Source organism: Variovorax sp. 22077 (genome assembly GCF_052044195.1).
Classification (GTDB): domain Bacteria; phylum Pseudomonadota; class Gammaproteobacteria; order Burkholderiales; family Burkholderiaceae_C; genus Variovorax; species Variovorax atrisoli.
Genome location: NZ_JBQEQC010000008.1, coordinates 20,274 through 38,035 on the forward strand (window position 1 = coordinate 20,274; position 17,762 = coordinate 38,035).

Consider the following 17,762-nt stretch of genomic DNA (forward strand, 5'->3'; position numbering starts at 1 on the left):
AGGCCCTGGTCAGCCCTTAAGATCGCGGCGTTTTTATTCCCCCCTTTTCGGAGACGACATGAAGAAACTGTTCGCCCTCGCGGCGATTGCCGCCGCGGCCGTCGGTGCACACGCCCAGGATTTCCCCGCGGGCAAGACCGTGACGCTGGTGGTGCCATTCGCCGCCGGCGGCCCCACCGACCGTGTCGCTCGCGACCTGGCCGAAGCCATGCAGAAGACGCTGGGCACCACCATCGTGGTGGACAACACCGCCGGCGCGGGCAGTTCCATCGGCACCGCCAAGGTGGCACGTGCCAATCCCGACGGCTACACGCTGCTGCTGAACCACATCGGCATGTCGACGATGCCGGCGCTTTATCGCAAGCTGCCCTTCAACGTCGAGACCGACTTCGAATACCTGGGCATGGTCAACGAAGTGCCGATGACGCTGATCGGCAAGCCCGGCCTGCCGGCCAACAACTACAAGGAGCTGACGACCTGGATCTCCGCCAACAAGGGCAAGATCAACCTGGGCAACGCCGGCCTGGGCGCCGCCTCGCACCTGTGCGGCCTGCTGTTCCAGAGCGCGCTGAAGGTCGAGATGACGCCGGTTCCCTACAAGGGCACCGCACCGGCCATCGCCGACCTGCTGGGCGGCCAGATCGACCTGCTGTGCGACCAGACGACCAACACCACCTCGCAGATCGAGGCCAAGAAGGTCAAGGCCTACGCCGTGACCACGAGCAAGCGCCTGACCACGCCCGCGCTGAAGGACCTGCCCACGCTGGACGAGTCGGGCCTCAAGGGCTTCGAAGTGACGATCTGGCACGGCGTGTACGCGCCCAAGGGCACGCCCGCACCGGTGCTGAAGAAGCTCAACGATGCCATCAAGGCCGCCATGAAGGACCCTGGCTTCATCCAGCGTGAAGAAGCGCTGGGCGCGGTGATCACCACCGACAAGCGCACCGAGCCGGCCGAGCACAAGAAGTTCGTGTCGTCCGAAATCGCGAAGTGGGGCCCGATCATCAAGGCCGCCGGCGTCTACGCCGACTGATCGCCTCACGACAGCACACGCAGCCACGAGCAGCCGCAAGGCCGCCTGAGCCCCCGGGGCCAGGCGGCTTTTTCGTTATGCTGCGCGGGATTTCGTCCTCCCGCCTTCCGTCCTCTCTCGTTCTTCATCCCCCATGCGTCTTCGCAGCGCGGCCCTTCCGCTCTTCATGGCCCTGCTGGCGCAGGAGGGCGTGGCGCAGACACGGACGCTGCTCTGGGTGTGGGACCGGCCGCAGCTCTTTGCCTCGCTGCCCGAAGCCACGGGCGTGGCCTACCTGCATGCCACGGTGCGGCTGAGCGGCACCGAGAGCCGCACCAGCTGGCGCCAGTGGCCGCTGCGCGTCGCGCCGGGCGCCACGGTGGTGCCGGTGGTCCACGTCGCGCTCGACAACCTCTCCCCCTCGCCCCTCGACGATGCGCAGCAGCAGGCCATCGCCGCCGCCATCGAGCATGCCGCGACACATGGCAACCGCTCGGGCTGGGTGCAGCTCGACTTCGAGGCGAGGCGCAGCCAGCGCGAGGCCTACGTCGCGCTGCTGCGCCGGCTGCAGCCGCTGCGCCAAGGCGGCATGCGGATCTCGGCCACCGCGCTGGCGTCGTGGTGCATGGACGATCCGTGGCTGCCGGCAGGCCTGCTCGACGAGATCGTGCCGATGTATTTCCGCATGGGAGGGGAATCCGCGCGCATCCGCCAGCGGCTTGGCACGACAGGCAAGGCCGCCGTGCCGGCCTGCCGCGACGCGGCCGGCCTGATGCTCGGCGAGGACTGGCCCGCACTGCGCGACGTGAAGCGGCGCTATGTGTTCCACGCGGGCTCGTGGAAGAACGAAGACTTCGAAAAACTGCAGATCGGAAACAGGGACAGCTACAAATGACTCTTTCGAAAACGGGAGGCCGCAGGCTGCTCGCCGCAGCCGCGATGGCAGCGGCAACGCTGCTCGGCAGCGCGGCAGCACATGCCAGCGGCGGCTACGACGCCGAGGACCTGTTCTTCGCCACCACCCGGCCCGACCAGCCGGTGCGCGAGTTCGTCGAGCGGCCCGCGGGCTACTACACCGGCTATCTGGTGCCCTACCAGGTGCTCTGGTACTGGCGCCTTCGCGGCCAGAGCTTCTCCCCCGACGCGGTGCGCGCCTTCACCGACCTGCTTGAGAAGCTGCCGCGCGAGGACAACGCCATGGCCGACATCGACGACGCCTCGACCGAATGGCGCAAGGCGCGCGACGACGCCATGGCGAAGCTCGATCCGCAATCGCAGCGCGACAAGTCCTCATCACAGAAGCAGCAGCAGCCGAAGTGGAACGCCGACACCCTGCAGGCCGATGCCATCTGCTTCTACGGCGACGCCTTCCGCAACGCCACGAAGACGCTGGCCCAGCGCATGACTCGCGCGGCCAGCGACAAGTCGGCAGCACCCTTCGTGCTGCACTGGCTCAAGGCCCAGGACGCGGTGTTCGACACCTGCGACAAGGAGCCCGGCGCCATGCCCGAGCTGCCGGCGGGCGCACCCGCCTGGCTGCAGGCCGACCACGCCTACCAGCTGGCCGCGCGGCACTTCTATGCCGGGGACCTCGACGACGCCGACGAAGCGTTCGCCGCCATCGCAGCCGACAAGGCCAGCCCATGGCGCGATCTCGCGGCCTACATGCGGCTGCGCGTGCTGGCGCGGCAGAACCCGGGCGATCCCCCTTCGGAGGGCTCGGAGACCAAGAAGGAAAGCGCCGAGGCGCTCAAGAAGCAGGCCGAGCTCGACAAGCAGCTCGACGCCATCGCCCAGCCGCTGATGAAGAACCCGCGCCTGAAGGCGCTGCATCCTTCAGTGCACCGGCTGGCCGAGGCGCTGCGCATCCGCTACCTGCTGCCCGCCACGCGCATGCAGCGCCTGGCCGACGGCCTCAGGACCATCGGCCAGCCCGACGCTGCCGCCGCGAAGCTGCTGCTGCTGAACCACGAGTTCCGCGCCTGCGGCTTCTTCGGCGGCTGCAGCTACATCGGCCCCGCGCAGACCTCCGACCTGGTGCAGTGGCTGAGCACCGTGCGCGGCTTCGACGGACCGGGCAGCGGCCTCGAACCCGACGGCAAGTGGCGCGAAACGCTGAGCTGGAGCCGCTACCAGCGCACGCACGACCTCGCCTGGCTGATGGCAGCCGCGAGCCTGGTGCCGGTGGCCACCGCCAACGGCGACAAGCGCGAGGCCGAGCTGCAGGCCGCGCTCGCAGCCGTGCCCGAGGACCACCCCGCGCGCTTCGCCGCCACGCAGCTGCGCGCTCAGCGCATGTTCGCGCAGGGCCGCTACAAGGAAGTGCGCGAGCTCGTCGCCGCCTCGGCCGATTCGCCGCTGATCGCGCACAGCCTCTCGGGCCAGAACCTCGTGAAGGCATTGCTGCTGCCGACGGCCGCGTCGGAAGAGGAATGGCGCCGCCTCGCGATCCGCCCCGTGGTCGCGCGCCGCGATCCCGAGGCGATGGAAGCGAAGCCGAGCGCGGTGCCGCTGGCCAGTGCCTTCGACGAGGACGTGGTGCGCTTCCTCAACACCCGCGCACCGCTGGCCATGTGGCTGCGCCTGGCCGCCGAGCCGGCCCTGGCGCCCGCGTTGCGCGACAGCCTGCTCGAGACCGCCTGGACCCGCGCCGTGGTGGCCGGGGACTACGCCACGGCCCGCCGCGCGGCGCAGATGCGCATCGCCTCGCCGCCGCAGGCGGGCACCGCCAAGGGCGCCGACACGATCGCCGGCATCCGCCGATCGGCGGAGCTGCCCGAGACCGACGCCGCGGCATGGCGGCACCTGCTGCTGGAGCGCATGGCGAGCACCACCGAAGTCCTGTCGCCACCGCACTGGCCCGCCGCCGAGGGCATCCGGCCCACGCCGCTCAAGCTCGGCGTCGGCCCCGTGTACTCCGAGCGCAGCACGGTCGGCAGCTACGGCAAGTGGTGCCGTCCGTTGGGCGTGCCGACGACCGGGCCGCAGGCGGCCACCGCCGCCGACTTCGAGATGCCCGCGTTCCTGCCGCAGGAAGAACGCAGCCGGCAGGCCGCGCTGGTCGAGAAGCTGCGCACCGTGCCGCAGGACTCGATCTACTTCACGCAGGAAAGCCTGGCGCTGATGCAGCGCGCCCGCACGGACCCGCTGGTGCCGCAGGCGCTGTCGGTCGCGGTGAAGATGGCGCGCTACACCTGCCAGGACAAGGCGGCGGGCGACTGGTCGCGCAAGGGGCTGCAGGCCCTGCGCACGAACTACCCGAACTCGCCGTGGACCGCCGCCACGCCGTACTGGTACGGCGGGCGCTGAGGCGGCCGGCCGCGTCCACCTTGCGGCGGGCGTGGCAGGCGGACAGTCAGGCTACTTCGGGCGTATCGCGTCGGCCGTCCCCTGGATGAAGGCCTTGATGCTCTCGATGTCGTCGTTCGAGAGCTTGCCCGTGAAGTCGGGCATGCCGCGCGACATGGCCGGGCCCTTGAGCACGAACTTGTCGAGGTTCTCGATGTAGGCGGCGTCCATGTAGCCGAGGTTGGGGATGTTGCCGCCGCGGTCCACGCCCGGCACGCCGTGGCAGAAGACGCAGTTGCTCACGTAGAGCATGGTGCCGGCCTGGACCTTGGCGGGGTCGTACTTGACGCCCTGCACCAGCTTGTCCATGCGGTACTGCACGAAGTCGGGCATCTTGGCCGTGCCGCCCACCGCGAAGGTGTAGACGGTGCCCGGCCCCTGCCGCTCGGTGGCGCGCTGCGCGAGGCCGTAGACGCCGCCCCAGCCCACCGCGACCGATACGTACTGCTTGCCGTCGACCATGTAGGTCGAAGGTGCCGCCACCACGCCGGTGCCGGTGGGCGTCTCCCAGAGCTTCTCGCCGGTCTTCGCGTTGTAGGCCAGCAGCCGGCCGTCGGCCGTGCCCTGGAACACGAGGTTGCCGGCGGTGGTGAGGGTGCCGCCGTTCCAGGGCGAGGCGTAGTCCACGCCCCAGGCTTCCTTCTGCGCCACCGGGTCCCAGGCCACGAGGCGGCCGAAGGGCTTGCTCTTGGGCGGCTCGGCGTTGGCGAACTTGCCCAGGTTCCAGCCCAGCCCCGAATGCGGGCGGCCCGGCACGTTCTCGTCGAACTTCCAGTCCTTGTCGTCCATGAGGTTGATCGGCACGTGCTGCGCGGGCAGGTAGGCGAAGCCGGTCTGCGGGTTGAACGACATCGGATGCCAGTTGTGCGCGCCGAAGGGGCCGGGGATGCTGTCGCCGGGCTTGGTGCCGTCGCGCGCGGCGGCGATCTCGATGGGCCGGCCATTCTTGTCGTAGCCGGTGGCCCAGTTGACCTCGACGAAGTTCTTCGCCGAGATGAACTTTCCGTTGGTGCGGTCGATGACGAAGAAGAAGCCGTTCTTCGGCGCATGCAGCAGCACCTTGCGCTGCTTGCCGCCGATCTTCACGTTCGCCAGGATCATCGACTGCGTGGAGGTGTAGTCCCAGTTGTCGCCGGGCGTCTCCTGGTAGTGCCACACGTACTTGCCGGTGTCGGGGTCGAGCGCCACCACCGAGCCCAGGTAGAGGTTGTCGCCGCCCTTGGGGCTGCGCGCCTTGTGCGACCAGGGCGAGCCGTTGCCGGTGCCCACGTACATCAGGTTGAGCTCGGGGTCGAAGGCGAAGCTGTCCCAGGCGGTGCCGCCGCCGCCGGCCTCCCAGTACTTGCCGCTCGGGTCCCAGGTCTTGGCGGCACGCGCCATCGACTCGTCCTCGAAGGGCTTGCTCGGGTCGCCAGGCACCACGAACCAGCGCCACTTCTGGTCGCCCGTCTTCGCGTCGTAGGCGGTGACGAAGCCGCGCACACCGTACTCGGCCCCGCCGTTGCCGATGATGACCTTGCCCTTGAACACGCGCGGCGCGCCGGTGATGGTGTAGCTGCCCTTCTGGCCCTCGATGGTGTTCTTCTCCCAGACCTTCTGGCCGGTGGCGGCATCGAGCGCGATGAGGCGCCCGTCGTAGGCCGCCACGTAGACCTTGCCCTCGTAGATCGCGACGCCGCGGTTCACCACGTCGCAGCAGCCCCTGAAGCCCTTGGACTTGTCGACCTGCGGATCGAAGGTCCACAGCCGCTGGCCGGTGCGCGTATCGACGGCGTGCACCACGCTCCAGGAGGCGGTGATGTACATGATGCCGTCCACCACCAGCGGCGTGGCTTCGACGCCGCGCGTGGATTCGAGGTTGTACGACCAGACCAGCCCCAGGTCCTTCACGTTGCCGGCGTTCACCTGGTCGAGCTGGCTGAAGCGCGATTCCGAGTAGTCCAGGCCCACGCTGGGCCAGTCGGGCGTCTTCTTCTGCGCGGCGTTGGCGCGGATGAATGCGCCGTCCACCCGTTTGGTCGCGGCGGCGGCGCGGTCCTGTGCGTTGTTCTGGGCCGTGGCCGTGTTCGTCGCGCCCAGGCACAGCAAGGCGCCGGCGAGCACGAGCAGCCCGGAGTGTGTTTTTTTCATCGCAGGTCTCCTTTGTGCGCCAAGAATCGTCGGGACCGGCCGCACATTCATCTTGGGGATTTCCCCAGTCCGGCGCTGTTCCATTGCGGAACACATTCGACGCCGGTGTGAATCCTGAAACGGGAGGCAGCGAACCCATGGCCCTCGACAGAAGCCCTGCTGGAAGCCGCAATGCAGGCATCGGCACGCCCGATGCCCCGCGCCAGCTCTTCGCCAGCACGCCCACGCAGCGCGTGGCGCTCGCGCGGCAGCAGTTCTTCGAGGAGGGCGTGCGCCCCTCGGGGCTGGTGGGCGAGGCGGTGATCCAGTCGTGGATGCGCTGCAGCCGCACCCACGCCGACCGCCAGCGCATCGTGCCCTTCGACCCGGTCACGCCGAGCCGCCTTCACGCCACGCTGGCGCGCAACCGCCAGCTGCTCGAAGCGGCGCGCCAGGAGCTGGGGCAGATGGAGCACGCGCTCGCGGGCACCGACTGCCGCGTGATCCTCACCGACAGCGAGGGCGTGGTGGTGCACGTCACGCAGCAGCCGGCCGCCGCGCAACAGCCGGTGCTGCGCAAGACGGCTCGGGTGGGCGTGAACATCTCCGAGCGCATCGTGGGTACCACCGCGCCGGGGATCGTGGCGAGCACCGGGCAGGCCTGCACGGTCGACGGCGCCGAGCACTACTTCGACCTGCTGTGCCAGATGCGGTGCGCCGCGGCGCCGATCCGCGACGTGACGGGCCAGCTCGCGGGCGTGCTCGACCTCACGGTGGAGGCGCGGCGCTTCGGCTTCGACGCGGCATCGATGGTGGCGCTGTACGCCACCACCATCGAGAACAGGCTGCTGCAGGCGCAGTCGCGCGACCACCTGATCCTGCGCTTCCAGGCCAGCCCGACGCTGCTGGGCACGCCGCTCGAAGCGCTGGCCGGCATCGCGCCCGACGGCACCATCGCCTGGCTCAACAACGCCGGCGCGCGGCTGCTGGGCCGGCTGCCCGAGGCGGCGGACGAGCGCGACGTGGAGTTCCTGCTGGGCCACGACCTCGCGAGCCTGCTGCGGTTAGGGCGGCGCGAGGCGGCGCAGCCGTTGCGGCTGGCCAGCGGGCTGGGCGTGTGGGTGCAGGCGCAGCTCAAGGGCGGCGCCGATGGCGTGGACTTCCGCCATGCGGTGGCGATGCCCGGCGAAACGTCGCCGCTGGCCATCGAGACGCGCGAATCCCGGCAGACGCAGCTCGCGGCAGCCGAGGCCTACCCGGACGCGGACGGCACGGAGGCCCCGCCCCAGCCCCAGCCCGAACCCACGCTGCGCGAGCACAGCCGCAAGCTGATCGAGGACACGCTCGCCGCGCACGGCGGCAACGTGTCGCAGGCGGCGCGGCAGCTGCGCGTGTCGCGCGGCACGCTCTACCGGCGGCTGCGCGGCTGGCGCGACGAAGCCGCAGCCCCGGACGGCGGAAGGAACTGAACGCCGCTCACCGCCTGGGCAGCGCGTAGGCGATCACATGGTCGCCGGTGCGCGTGCCCAGCGAGCCGTGGCCGCCGGCCACCACCAGCAGGTACTGGCGCCCGTCGGTGCCGCGGTAGGTCATCGGCGTGGCCTGACCACCGGCCGGCAAGCGGCTGCGCCAGAGCTCCTTGCCGTCGTTCACGTCGTAGCCGCGCACGAACTCGTCGAGCGTTCCCGAGAGAAAGGCCACGCCCCCGGCCGTCAGGATGGGGCCGCCGAGGTTGGGCACGCCCATCGCGAAGGGCAGCGGCAGCAGCGAGCTGTCGCGCACCGTGCCGTTCTTGTGCATCCAGGCGACCCGGCCGGTGCGCAGGTCGGCGGCGGCGACGTAGCCCCAGGGCGGCGCCTGGCACGGCAGGCCGAGCACCGAGGTGAAGGCGCTGAGCTTCACCGCGAAGGGCGCGCCGAAGTTCTCGTTGAGCGCGGGCAGGCTGTCGTCGGGGCGGTGCTTGCCCTGCACGTAGAGCGAGGTGTCGTCCGCGCGCGGCACGAGCCTGGAGACGAAGGCCAGCGACGCGGGCGTGGCGAAGACGATCTGCCTGCGCGGATCGACCGCCACGCCGCCCCAGTTGAAGACGCCGAAGTTGCCCGGATGGATCAGCGAGCCCTGCGTCGACGGCGGCGTGAACCGGCCCTCGTAGCGCAGCCGGTGGAAGGCGATGCGGCAGGCCAGCTGGTCGAAGATGGTCGCGCCCCACATGTCCGATGGCTTGAGCGCGGGCGGATCGAAGGACAGGGCCGATGACGGCTGCGTCGGCGCGGTGGCGTCACCCGCGGCCGCGCCCTGCGGCGCAGCGCGCTCGTTTACCGGAAGGATCGGCTTGCCATTGCGGCGGTCGAGTACGAAGAGCTCGCCCTGCTTGGTCGGCTGCACCAGCACGGGCACGGTCTCGCTGCCCGCGCGCAGGTCGACGAGGCTGGGCTGCGCGGGCACGTCGTAGTCCCACAGGTCGTGGTGCACGGTCTGGAAGCTCCAGCGCACGCGGCCGCTGGCCAGGTCGAGCGCCACCACCGCGGACGAATACTTCTTCGCGCCTTCGCTGCGCGCGCCGCCCCACTGGTCGGGCGGCTGGTTGCCCATGGGCACGTAGACCAGGCCCAGCGCCTCGTCCACACTGGAGATCGACCAGCTGTTGGGCGAGTTGGCCGTGTAGGTGCGGTCGGCGGCGATGGGGGCGGTCTCCTCGGGGTTGCCGGAGTCCCAGTTCCACACCAGCGCGCCGGTGTTCGCGTCGAAGGCTCGGATCACGCCCGAGGTCTCCTTCGTCGAGACGTTGTCGAGCACCGTGCCGCCCACGATGAGCAGCGAACGCGCCACCACCGGCGGCGAGGTCGAGTAGTAGGAGCCCGGCCGCACGTTCGGCATGTTCTTCCAGAGATCGATCTGGCCGCTGCCGCCGCCGAAGGCCGGACAGGGCTTGCCGCTCGCGGGGTCGAGCGCGATGACGCGGCCGTCGGCGGTGGGCATGAAGAGCTTGGCGTCGCAGCTGCCGGTGGATGCGGGTGCGGGCGCAGGTGAGGAAGCCTGCTGCTGTGGGGACGGCTGCGCCGCGGCGCCGGGGTAGTAGGAGAGCCCCCGGCAGGTCAGGTGCTGCAGCGCGAGCGACCCCGCGATCTGCGGCGTGTAGCGCCACACCTGCCGGCCGGTGGTGGCGTCGAGCGCGATCACCGACTGGTGCGGCGTGCACAGGAAGAGCCTCTCGCCGATCTTCAGCGGCGTGACCTCGAAGGTCGTCTCCTCGGGGTCGCCGGGCTGGCCCCGCACGTCGCCGGTACGGAAGTGCCAGGCTTCCTCGAGCTGCCCCACGTTCTGCGGCGTGATCTGGTCGAGCGCCGAGTAGCGCTGGCCGAAGCCGGTGCCGCCGTAGGCCGTCCACTCGTCCGCCGCGGCCGCGGGGCCCGCGGGGCCCGCGGGCGCGTTCGCCGTGGCGGCCGCCGCATCGGCCGAGGGCGCGATGCCTTCGATGCGGCGGGGTTCGCGCATCCACGAGAACACCGCCGCGACCAGGAAGGCTGCGAGCACCACGCCGAGCACGGTGCGCGCGCTTCCCACGCCCGCGGCATTGCGCAGGGCGAGCGGACGCGCCACCCATGGCGTGAGCAGCAGCAGGCCGACCACGAAGAACACGTCGCCGCGCGCGGCCATCGGCCACCAGTCGAGCCCCACCTCCCACAGGGCCCAGGCCAGCGTGAGCAACACCACGGCCGCGTACATCATCAACCCGGCGGCGCCCCCGCGCCGAAGCAGCAGCGCCGCCGCCGCCAGCCCCAGCCCCGCCACGAGGTAGTACCACGAGCCGCCGAGGGCGATCAGCCATGCGCCCGCGACGGCGAGCGCCAGGCCGGCAAGGCCGATCAGCACGGCCACCACGGCCAGCAGCACGGAAGAGGAGGAAGAGGAAGAAGAGGCGGGGGAAGGATGGGAAGAGGAACGGGCGGGCTGGCCGGGCGGGCGCGGATTCATGACGGCAACTCCAGGGACGGAGTTCGCACGCTATTCCGCCGCACGCGCGCCGCGCGTAGGCCGATGGCTCAGGCTGTGGCGAGAACCCGGGCGGCGCGCGCCCGGCGCGCCTTCGCATCGGGCTGCAGCGGTCTCAGGTATTCATGCAGCGCGAGCGCGGCGGCACCCACGGCCGGTGCGAGCTCCCCGTAGCGTGCGGTGCGCAGTTCGGGCGCCGGCATGCCGGCGTCGTCCGCATGCCGCTTCACGCATTCGAAGGCCGCCTGCGCGAAGCCTTTGTGGTCGGCGCAGGCCTTGCCGCCGAGCACGATGGCGCGCGGGTTGAAGGTGACCCACAGGTTCTGCAGCAGCACGCCGAAGAAGGCCGCGGCGCGCTTCAGGTCGGCGCCTTCGCGCTCCAGCACGCGCGAGCCGAAGAAGGCTTCGGCGCAGCCGCGCCGCCCGCAGGAGCACAGCGGGCCGTCGAGCTGGAGGATGGTGTGGCCGATCTCGCCGGCCATGCCCTGCGCGCCGGTGAAGAGCCGGTCGTTGAGCACCACGCCGGCGCCCACGCCCACGTCGCAGTTGACGAAGACCAGCGGGTCTTCGCCCTCCTGGCCCACGCTGGCGGCGAACTCGTACTCGCCGAGCGCGGCGGCGTCGGCATCGTTCTGCAGTTGCACGGTCACGCCGGGCAGGCCGGCGGCCTCGAAGGCCTGCTCGAGCGCGGGCAGCAGGCTCACGTTGCGCCAGCCGAGGTTGGGCGCGAAGCGGACCACGCCGGTGCAGTCGTCCACCGCGCCGGGCACGCACACGCCGATGCCCGACAGCTGCAGGCCCAGCAGCTGCAGCTTCGCATGCCCGGCGGCCGCCATGCGCGCGACCTGCGCGCACACGCCGGCGGGCGAACCGTCGGTCAGGTCGAGGCTCTGCGAATGCAGCACATCGCCCTGCAGCGACATGCACACGAGGCGCACGGTTTCCACCGCGATCTCCACGCCCATCAGCGCGCGCACGCCCACGTCGATCTGCAGCGGCGTGGAGGGCCGGCCCAGGCCGTCGGCCACGGTCGCCCCGGCCTCGCTGAGCCATCCCTCGTCGATCAGCTCGCGCACCAGCAGGCTCACCGTCGACTTGGTGAGGCCGCTCTCGCCGGCCAGCCGCGCGCGCGACAGACCCGGCTGCGCGCGCAGCAGCCGCAGCAGCACGCTGCGGTTCATGCGCTTCACGAGCTGCTGGTCGGCGGTGGTGGTCACGTCGGGTCTTCGCTCAGGCAGCCGCGGCGGCGGTGTCCGCGTGATGGGCCTGCTCCTTGCCCTCGGGCCGCTTGCCGGCAATGATCATCCCGAGCACCTCGTCCTCGGTCACGTCGGCGGTGCGGTAGGTGCCCACGAGCCTGCCGTTCTTCATCACCGCGAGGCGGTCGCTCAGCGAGAACACGTCGGGCATGTCGTGCGTGATCAGGAAGATGCCCACGCCGTCGGCCTTGAGCTGCTTCACCAGGCCGCCGACCATCGCCGTCTCTTCGGGGCCGAGCGCGGCGCAGGGCTCGTCCATGATGAGGATGCGCGCATTGAAGTACAGCGCGCGCGAGATCGCCACCACCTGCCGCTGCCCGCCGGAGAGCCGGCGCACCGGCACGCGGATGTTGGTGAAGTTCCTGTTCAGGCGCTGGAACACCTTGCGCGCCTGCACTTCCATGAAGTGGTCGTCGAGCGTGTTCCACGGCGTCATCTTCTCGCGGCCGAGGAAGAGGTTGGCCACCGAGTCGAGGTTGTCGGCCAGCGCGAGCGTCTGGTAGATGGTCTCGATGCCCTGTGCCTGCGCTTCGGCCGGCGTGCGGATGTTGACCTTCTCGCCCGCGATCAGCGTGTCGCCCGAGTCGATGGGGTAGGCGCCCGCGAGCATCTTCATCAGCGTGGACTTGCCCGCGCCGTTGTGGCCCAGCAGCGCGACCACCTCGCCGGGGTAGAGGTTCACGCTCACGCCGTCCACGGCCTTCACGCCGCCGAAGGCCTTGCGGATCTCGCGCAGCTCCACCAGGGGTTTGGATGTGTCGATGGCTGCCATTTCAGTTCTCCCCAAACTTGCGGCGATACAGCACGTCGAAGACCACCGCCACGATCAGCACCTGGCCGATGATGACCATGCGCTTGCCGATGGGCACGTCCAGCAGCAGCATGCCGCTGTCGAGCGACTGCATGATGAGCGCTCCCAGCACCGAGCCGAAGATCGAGCCGCTGCCGCCCGCGAGCGCGGTGCCGCCGATGACGGCCGCGGCGATCACGTACAGCTCCATGCCCGTGCCCAGCGAATTGGTGCCGGCGTTCAGGCGCGCGATCGACACGATGGCCGCGATGGTGACCAGCACCGCCAGCAGCGCGAACAGCATCAGCGTGACGCGCTTGACCGGAATGCCCACCAGCGCCGCCGCGTCGGGGTTGCCGCCCATCGCGAACACGTAGCGCCCGAAGCGCGTGCGGTGCACGATGAACGACAGCACGATGGCCACCACCGCCCAGATCAGCACCGGGATCGGAATGCCCTGCGGCTCGTTCTTGGACGAGATCTGGTAGCTGTTCATGACCCACGCGAAGCCGAACACCACCGCCACCGGCACGGCCGTGATGAGCACGTCGAGCCACAGCGCCTCGGTGGGCATGTCGTAGCGCTGGCGCGCGCGGCGCTTCTGCACCATGCGCACGAACAGCACCACCGCCACCAGCGCGGCGAGCACCCAGCTCGCGGTGACGCCGATGCCGCCGTCGTAGCCGCCGCCCAGGCGCTGGAAGAACTCGTCGTTCACCGGCTGCGTCTTGCCGTCGGCCACCAGGAAGGCCGCGCCGCGGAAGGACATGAGCCCGCCCAGCGTCACCACGAACGAAGGCACGCCCAGCACCGCCGTGAGCCAGCCCTGGTAGATGGACACCAGCAGCGCCACCGCGAGCCCCGCGAGGCAGGCCGTGGGCCACGACCAGCCCGAGGTGTACTGCAGGTAGGCGATCAGCACGCCCACGAAGCCCATCACCGAGCCCACCGACAGGTCGATGTGGCGCGCCACGATGATCAGCACCATCACGGTGGAGACGATGCCCACCACCGCCGTCTGCTGCGCGACGTTGTAGAGGTTCTCGGGCGAGAGGAACACGCCGCCCGACATCACGCTGAAGACCACGGCCATGACGACCAGCAGCACGCACATCAGGATCAGCCGCAGGTCGACGCCGGTGCGGCGCCACCAGCCCGGTGTGGATGACGATGGGTTGCTCATGTTTCGGATCCTTTTTCTGGACTGCGCGCAAAACGAAGAGATGCGCAGGCCCCTGCCGGCCGGGCCACTAGGCGCCGGCAGCTGGTGCGTTGCATGGGAAGGAAAGGAAAGGCCGGCGCGCTTTCCGTGGATGGCGCCGGCGCGTTGCTCGTCTGTAGTGCGGCGTTACTTGCAGGCCGCGGGCGCGCTGGCGCCCGAGACGCCCTTGCAGAGCTCGTCCTTCTTGATCCAGCCGGCCTTGACCACGAGGTCGAGGTTGTCGCGGGTCACGGCCACCGGCGTCAGCAGGCGCGACTGCAGCGAAACCTTCTTCGGCCCCGAGTTCCACGGCGCGGCCTTGTCGACGGGCTTGCCCTGCGACAGCGCGATGGCCGCGATGGCGGCTTCGCGGCCGAGCTCGCGCGAGTCCTTGAAGATGGTGGCGGTCTGCGTGCCCAGCGCGATGCGGTTGAGCGCAGCGAAGTCGGCGTCCTGGCCCGACACCGGAATGCCGCGGATGCCCTTGGCCGTGAGCGCCGCCACCGCACCGCCGGCCGTGCCGTCGTTGGCGGCCACCACCGCGTCGACCTTGTTGCCGTTCTTGGTGAGGATCTGCTCCATGTTCTTCTGCGCGACCTCGGGCTTCCAGCCTTCGGTGTATTCGTCGCCGACGATCTTGATGTCGCCCTTCTTGATGGCGGCGTCCAGCACCTCCTGCTGGCCCGCGCGCAGGAAGTCGGCGTTCGGGTCGCTGGGCGAGCCCTTGATGATCACGTAGTTGCCCTTGGGCTTGACCTTGAAGACCTCGCGCGCCTCCATGCGGCCGACCTCGACGTTGTCGAAGGTGATGTAGAAGACGCCGGGCGCCTCGATCAGCCGGTCGTAGGCGATCACGGGCACCTTCTGGCGCGTGGCCTTGGTGACGGCCGGCAGGATGGCGTCCTTGTCCATCGCCAGCACGATGAGCGCCTTCGCGCCCTTCGACATCAGGCCCTCAATGTCGCCCAGCTGCTTCTCGGGCGAGCCGCCCGCATCGGCGCTGATGTACTTGGCGCCGAGCTTCTCCAGCTCGGCCTTGATGGCCGCCTCGTCGGTCTTCCAGCGCTCTTCCTGGAAGTTGGACCAGCTCACGCCGACCACGGTCTGCGCCATCGCGCCCACGGCCGTGGAACCGAGTGCCGTGGCGAAGGCCATGGCGGCCAGGGTTTGTTTCAGTCGCATCGATGTCTCTCCTGAATTGATTCGCCCGCAGGCGCCAGCCAAGTAAGAAATTAGTTAGTTTGAAGGCCGAACTAACTATCCCATCGAGCCGGGATCATGGGCATCGGGGAATTCCCGAGGCGCGCGGCGCCCATGAAAAAGACCGGGCGAGCCCGGCCTTCTTGCACTCGAGCGCTTGAGCGCTCGATGGCGATCGATCAGTCGCGGGCGCGCGCGGCGTTGCGCAGGTCGCGGATCTGGTCGTGGTTGCGCTGTGCGCCTTCGGCCTGGGCTGCGACCACGCTGCGGACGTCGGCCGGCAGGTTCTGCTTCAGGGCCTTGCGATAGCGCGCGACACCGGTGTCTTCGCCGCGCTCGCACGATTCGAGAATGGAGAGTTCGCTGTTCGCGCCGAGCGAGCCCTTCACGTGCACCCACCCGCGATGCAGCGCACCGGCGGCGGTGCCGCCGTCGGCCGGCTCGCCGCCGTAGGCCGCGATGAGCGCCATCAGCTCGGCGCCGGCCTTGCGGCACTCCTCGGCGCGATTGGCGAAGAGCTGCTTCGCCGCGGGGCTCTCGACTTCATCAGCGCAGGCGCGGAAGCCGTATTCGCCGTCACGCGAGTTCTCGAGCAGGTCGTTGAGCACGTCCACCACTTCGTCCTTGTCCAGCACGGGGCCGGTCGACTGCAGGGTGTCGAGGGAGGTATCTGCGTATGCCATGGCGATGATCCTTTCAATTCAGTTCGGTTGCCGTTCAGTGAAGGCACATCGTTGAAAGATCCGCGGCGCCGCAGCGTCGTCGCGTCGGGCGACACGACGTAGGACGACCCGCGCAGCCCGGCGTCAGTCGATGCGCCAGGCCTGCATCCACACCGCGATGCCGTCGAGCAGTTCGCCCAGCGCCTCCTCGTCGGTGCGGCCGCTGCGCCTGAGCACATGGAAGGAATGGTCGGCGCCGTCGATCTCCAGCACGGTGGCGAGCGGACCCAGCGCCTGCACGGCGTCCTCGAAGGGTGCCGGCTCGGCGAGCGTGTCGCGCGGCCCGTGCGCGAAGAGCATGGGCACATCGACCTCGCACAGGTGCGCCGCCCGCTCGGCCGCCTTCGCGGGCGCGCCCGACGGGTGCAGCGGAAACCCGAGGAAGACCAGCCCTTCGACGGCCGCGAGCGGCTCCAGCGCCTGGGCCTGCGAGGTCATGCGGCCGCCGAACGACTTGCCGCCCGCGAAGAGACGCACGCCCGCGAAGCGCGCCGACGCGCAGGCCACCGCCGCGCGCACCGCGGCATGCGCCAGCGCAGGTGCGTCCGGGCGCTTGCTGCCCTGCTCCATGTAGGGAAACTGATAGCGCAGCGTGGCGATGCGCCGCTCGGCGAGGCCCTTGGCCACGGACTGCATGAAGGGATGCGCCATGCCCGCGCCTGCGCCGTGCGCGAGCACCAGGCAGGCCTCGGCCGAGGCTGGCGACATCGCGAGGGCCGACACCGCGATGCCGGGCTTCACGTCGATGGAAAGTTCGTGCTGGGTGGTCATCGCGCGAGTGTGCCCGCGCGGCCCCCGTTTGAATGTCGATTCACCCTAGAGCTGCGACGACAGCAGCGCCGCCAGGTGCTCCATCGCCTTCTCGCGCAGCGGGCGGTCCTTCCAGGCCTCGTAGGTCAGGCGCTTCGACAGGCGCAGGTCGGCCTCGAACTGCGCGGTCTGCTGGGCGGCGAAGGCCTCGTCGTAGATGTTGAGGTTGGCCTCGTCGTTCAGGCGGAAGGAGCGGTTGTCGAAGTTGGTCGAGCCCACGGACACCAGCAGTCCATCGACCGTGAAGACCTTGCAGTGGAACATGGTCGGCTGGTATTCGCTGATCTCGGCGCCAGCCTCCAGCAGGGGGCCCCACGCCGCGCGCGAGGCGCCGCGCACCGTCTGCGAATCGATGATCGGACCCGGCGTGATGATGCGCAGCCGCACGCCGCGCTGCATGGCCGCGACCAGCGCGCCCACGGTCAGGTCGTCGGGCACGAAGTAGGCGCTCGACAGGTCGATGGTCCTGGTGGCCGCAGCGATCGACAGCAGGTACATCAGGTGCATGCTCTCGCTGCCGCCGGAGGGCGAGCTGCTGAACATCTGCGCGCGCCCGTCGCCCGCCGAGGCGATCGGCGGAAAGTAGGTTTCTCCGTGCAGCACGTCGCCCGACACCTTCACCCAGTTGTCCATGAACACGGCCTGCATCTGCGCCACCACCGGTCCCTCGACCTTGTAGTGTGAATCGCGCCAGTGCCGGGCGTCCTGCGCGTGGCCGGTCCATTCGGGCGCGATGCCCACGCCGCCGGTGAAGCCGGTGCTGCCGTCGACCACCAGCAGCTTGCGGTGGGTGCGATTGTTCATGCGCGCGATGTCGTACCAGCTCGGCTTGTGGAACTTGCGGATCTGCACGCCGGCGCTTTCCATCTCGCGCACGAAGTCGGCGTCGACCTTGGCGCTGCCCACCCAGTCGAGCAGCACGTGCACCTTCACGCCCGCGCGGGCGCGCTCGGAGAGCGCGTCGGCAAACTGGCGCCCGATGTCGCCCGACCAGTAGATGTAGGTCTCGAAAGTGATGCTCCGCCTGGCGCCGCGGATGGCGGCGAGCATCGGCGGAAAGATCTCGTCGCCGTTCTGGAAAGCCTCGAACCGGTTGCCGCCGGTGATGGGAGGCCCGAGCATCACGCCGAGCGCGCGCTGGTACTGCGCGTCGTGCAGCCCGTACTCGCGCTTGACCTGCTCGTCGAGCTTCTTCTCGCCGCTGGTGAAGTTGAGCACCAGCAGCGTGGCGGCCAGCGTCAGGACGAAAGTCCAGACGATGATCTTGAACGTCCTTGGGCGATGCACCTCAGGACGCGGAGACTGCCTGCCCAAGCGA

13 protein-coding genes are annotated in these 17,762 nt (G+C 69.9%); 4 read left to right on the forward strand and 9 right to left on the reverse strand.

Going from position 1 to position 17,762, the window contains the following annotated elements:
* The first annotated feature begins 58 nt into the window (after nucleotides 1–58).
* From ACTJLF_RS13435 to ACTJLF_RS13445, 3 genes are all read left to right on the forward strand, one after another.
* The gene (locus ACTJLF_RS13435; protein ID WP_126183797.1) at nucleotides 59–1,033 is read left to right on the forward strand and encodes a tripartite tricarboxylate transporter substrate-binding protein; all 975 of its coding nucleotides are present in this window, start codon (nucleotides 59–61) and stop codon (nucleotides 1,031–1,033) included.
* A 133-nt stretch (nucleotides 1,034–1,166) separates the two neighbouring features.
* Entirely contained in the window at nucleotides 1,167–1,907 is a 741-nt protein-coding gene (locus tag ACTJLF_RS13440) for a hypothetical protein (protein WP_019654066.1), read from the forward strand.
* Complete coding sequence (locus ACTJLF_RS13445; RefSeq protein WP_440883245.1) at nucleotides 1,904–4,321, forward strand: hypothetical protein; 2,418 nt, start codon at nucleotides 1,904–1,906, stop codon at nucleotides 4,319–4,321. The genes ACTJLF_RS13440 and ACTJLF_RS13445 overlap by 4 nt, the downstream gene beginning before the upstream one ends.
* Before the next feature lie 51 nt (nucleotides 4,322–4,372).
* Here ACTJLF_RS13445 and ACTJLF_RS13450 read toward each other — a convergent pair whose 3' ends face one another.
* Entirely contained in the window at nucleotides 4,373–6,490 is a 2,118-nt protein-coding gene (locus ACTJLF_RS13450; protein WP_132754209.1) for a PQQ-dependent dehydrogenase, methanol/ethanol family, read from the reverse strand.
* Nucleotides 6,491–6,627: 137 nt separating this feature from the next.
* On the opposite strand from ACTJLF_RS13450, the gene ACTJLF_RS13455 reads away from it, so the two are divergent.
* Nucleotides 6,628–7,938: a helix-turn-helix domain-containing protein gene (locus tag ACTJLF_RS13455; protein ID WP_440883246.1), complete on the forward strand. Its 1,311-nt coding sequence runs from the start codon at nucleotides 6,628–6,630 to the stop codon at nucleotides 7,936–7,938.
* A 7-nt stretch (nucleotides 7,939–7,945) separates the two neighbouring features.
* Here the strand turns inward: ACTJLF_RS13455 and ACTJLF_RS13460 are convergent, their stop codons facing one another.
* The 8 genes from ACTJLF_RS13460 to ACTJLF_RS13495 all read right to left on the reverse strand — a co-directional run bounded on the left by ACTJLF_RS13460 (nucleotide 7,946) and on the right by ACTJLF_RS13495 (nucleotide 17,731).
* Nucleotides 7,946–10,444 carry a membrane-bound PQQ-dependent dehydrogenase, glucose/quinate/shikimate family gene (locus tag ACTJLF_RS13460; RefSeq protein ID WP_440883247.1) on the reverse strand — a complete coding sequence of 833 codons (2,499 nt, stop codon included), beginning with the start codon at nucleotides 10,442–10,444 and terminating at the stop codon, nucleotides 7,946–7,948.
* Nucleotides 10,445–10,512: 68 nt separating this feature from the next.
* Nucleotides 10,513–11,679, reverse strand: a complete 1,167-nt coding sequence (locus ACTJLF_RS13465; protein WP_019654061.1) for an ROK family transcriptional regulator — start codon at nucleotides 11,677–11,679, stop codon at nucleotides 10,513–10,515.
* Between the two features lie 13 nt (nucleotides 11,680–11,692).
* Nucleotides 11,693–12,493 carry an ATP-binding cassette domain-containing protein gene (locus tag ACTJLF_RS13470; protein WP_019654060.1) on the reverse strand — a complete coding sequence of 267 codons (801 nt, stop codon included), beginning with the start codon at nucleotides 12,491–12,493 and terminating at the stop codon, nucleotides 11,693–11,695.
* A 1-nt stretch (nucleotide 12,494) separates the two neighbouring features.
* On the reverse strand, nucleotides 12,495–13,694 hold the full coding sequence (locus ACTJLF_RS13475) for a sugar ABC transporter permease (protein WP_019654059.1): 1,200 nt from the start codon (nucleotides 13,692–13,694) through the stop codon (nucleotides 12,495–12,497).
* 165 nt (nucleotides 13,695–13,859) lie between these two features.
* Nucleotides 13,860–14,894 carry a D-xylose ABC transporter substrate-binding protein gene (gene xylF / locus ACTJLF_RS13480; RefSeq protein WP_132754217.1) on the reverse strand — a complete coding sequence of 345 codons (1,035 nt, stop codon included), beginning with the start codon at nucleotides 14,892–14,894 and terminating at the stop codon, nucleotides 13,860–13,862.
* Between the two features lie 197 nt (nucleotides 14,895–15,091).
* Entirely contained in the window at nucleotides 15,092–15,595 is a 504-nt protein-coding gene (locus tag ACTJLF_RS13485) for a ferritin-like domain-containing protein (RefSeq protein ID WP_019654057.1), read from the reverse strand.
* Between the two features lie 123 nt (nucleotides 15,596–15,718).
* A complete protein-coding gene (locus tag ACTJLF_RS13490) occupies nucleotides 15,719–16,405 on the reverse strand; it encodes an alpha/beta hydrolase family protein (RefSeq protein ID WP_440883248.1) in 687 nt (228 codons plus the stop codon).
* Between the two features lie 45 nt (nucleotides 16,406–16,450).
* Nucleotides 16,451–17,731, reverse strand: a complete 1,281-nt coding sequence (locus tag ACTJLF_RS13495) for a phospholipase D-like domain-containing protein (RefSeq protein ID WP_440883249.1) — start codon at nucleotides 17,729–17,731, stop codon at nucleotides 16,451–16,453.
* Between the last annotated feature and the right edge of the window lie 31 nt (nucleotides 17,732–17,762).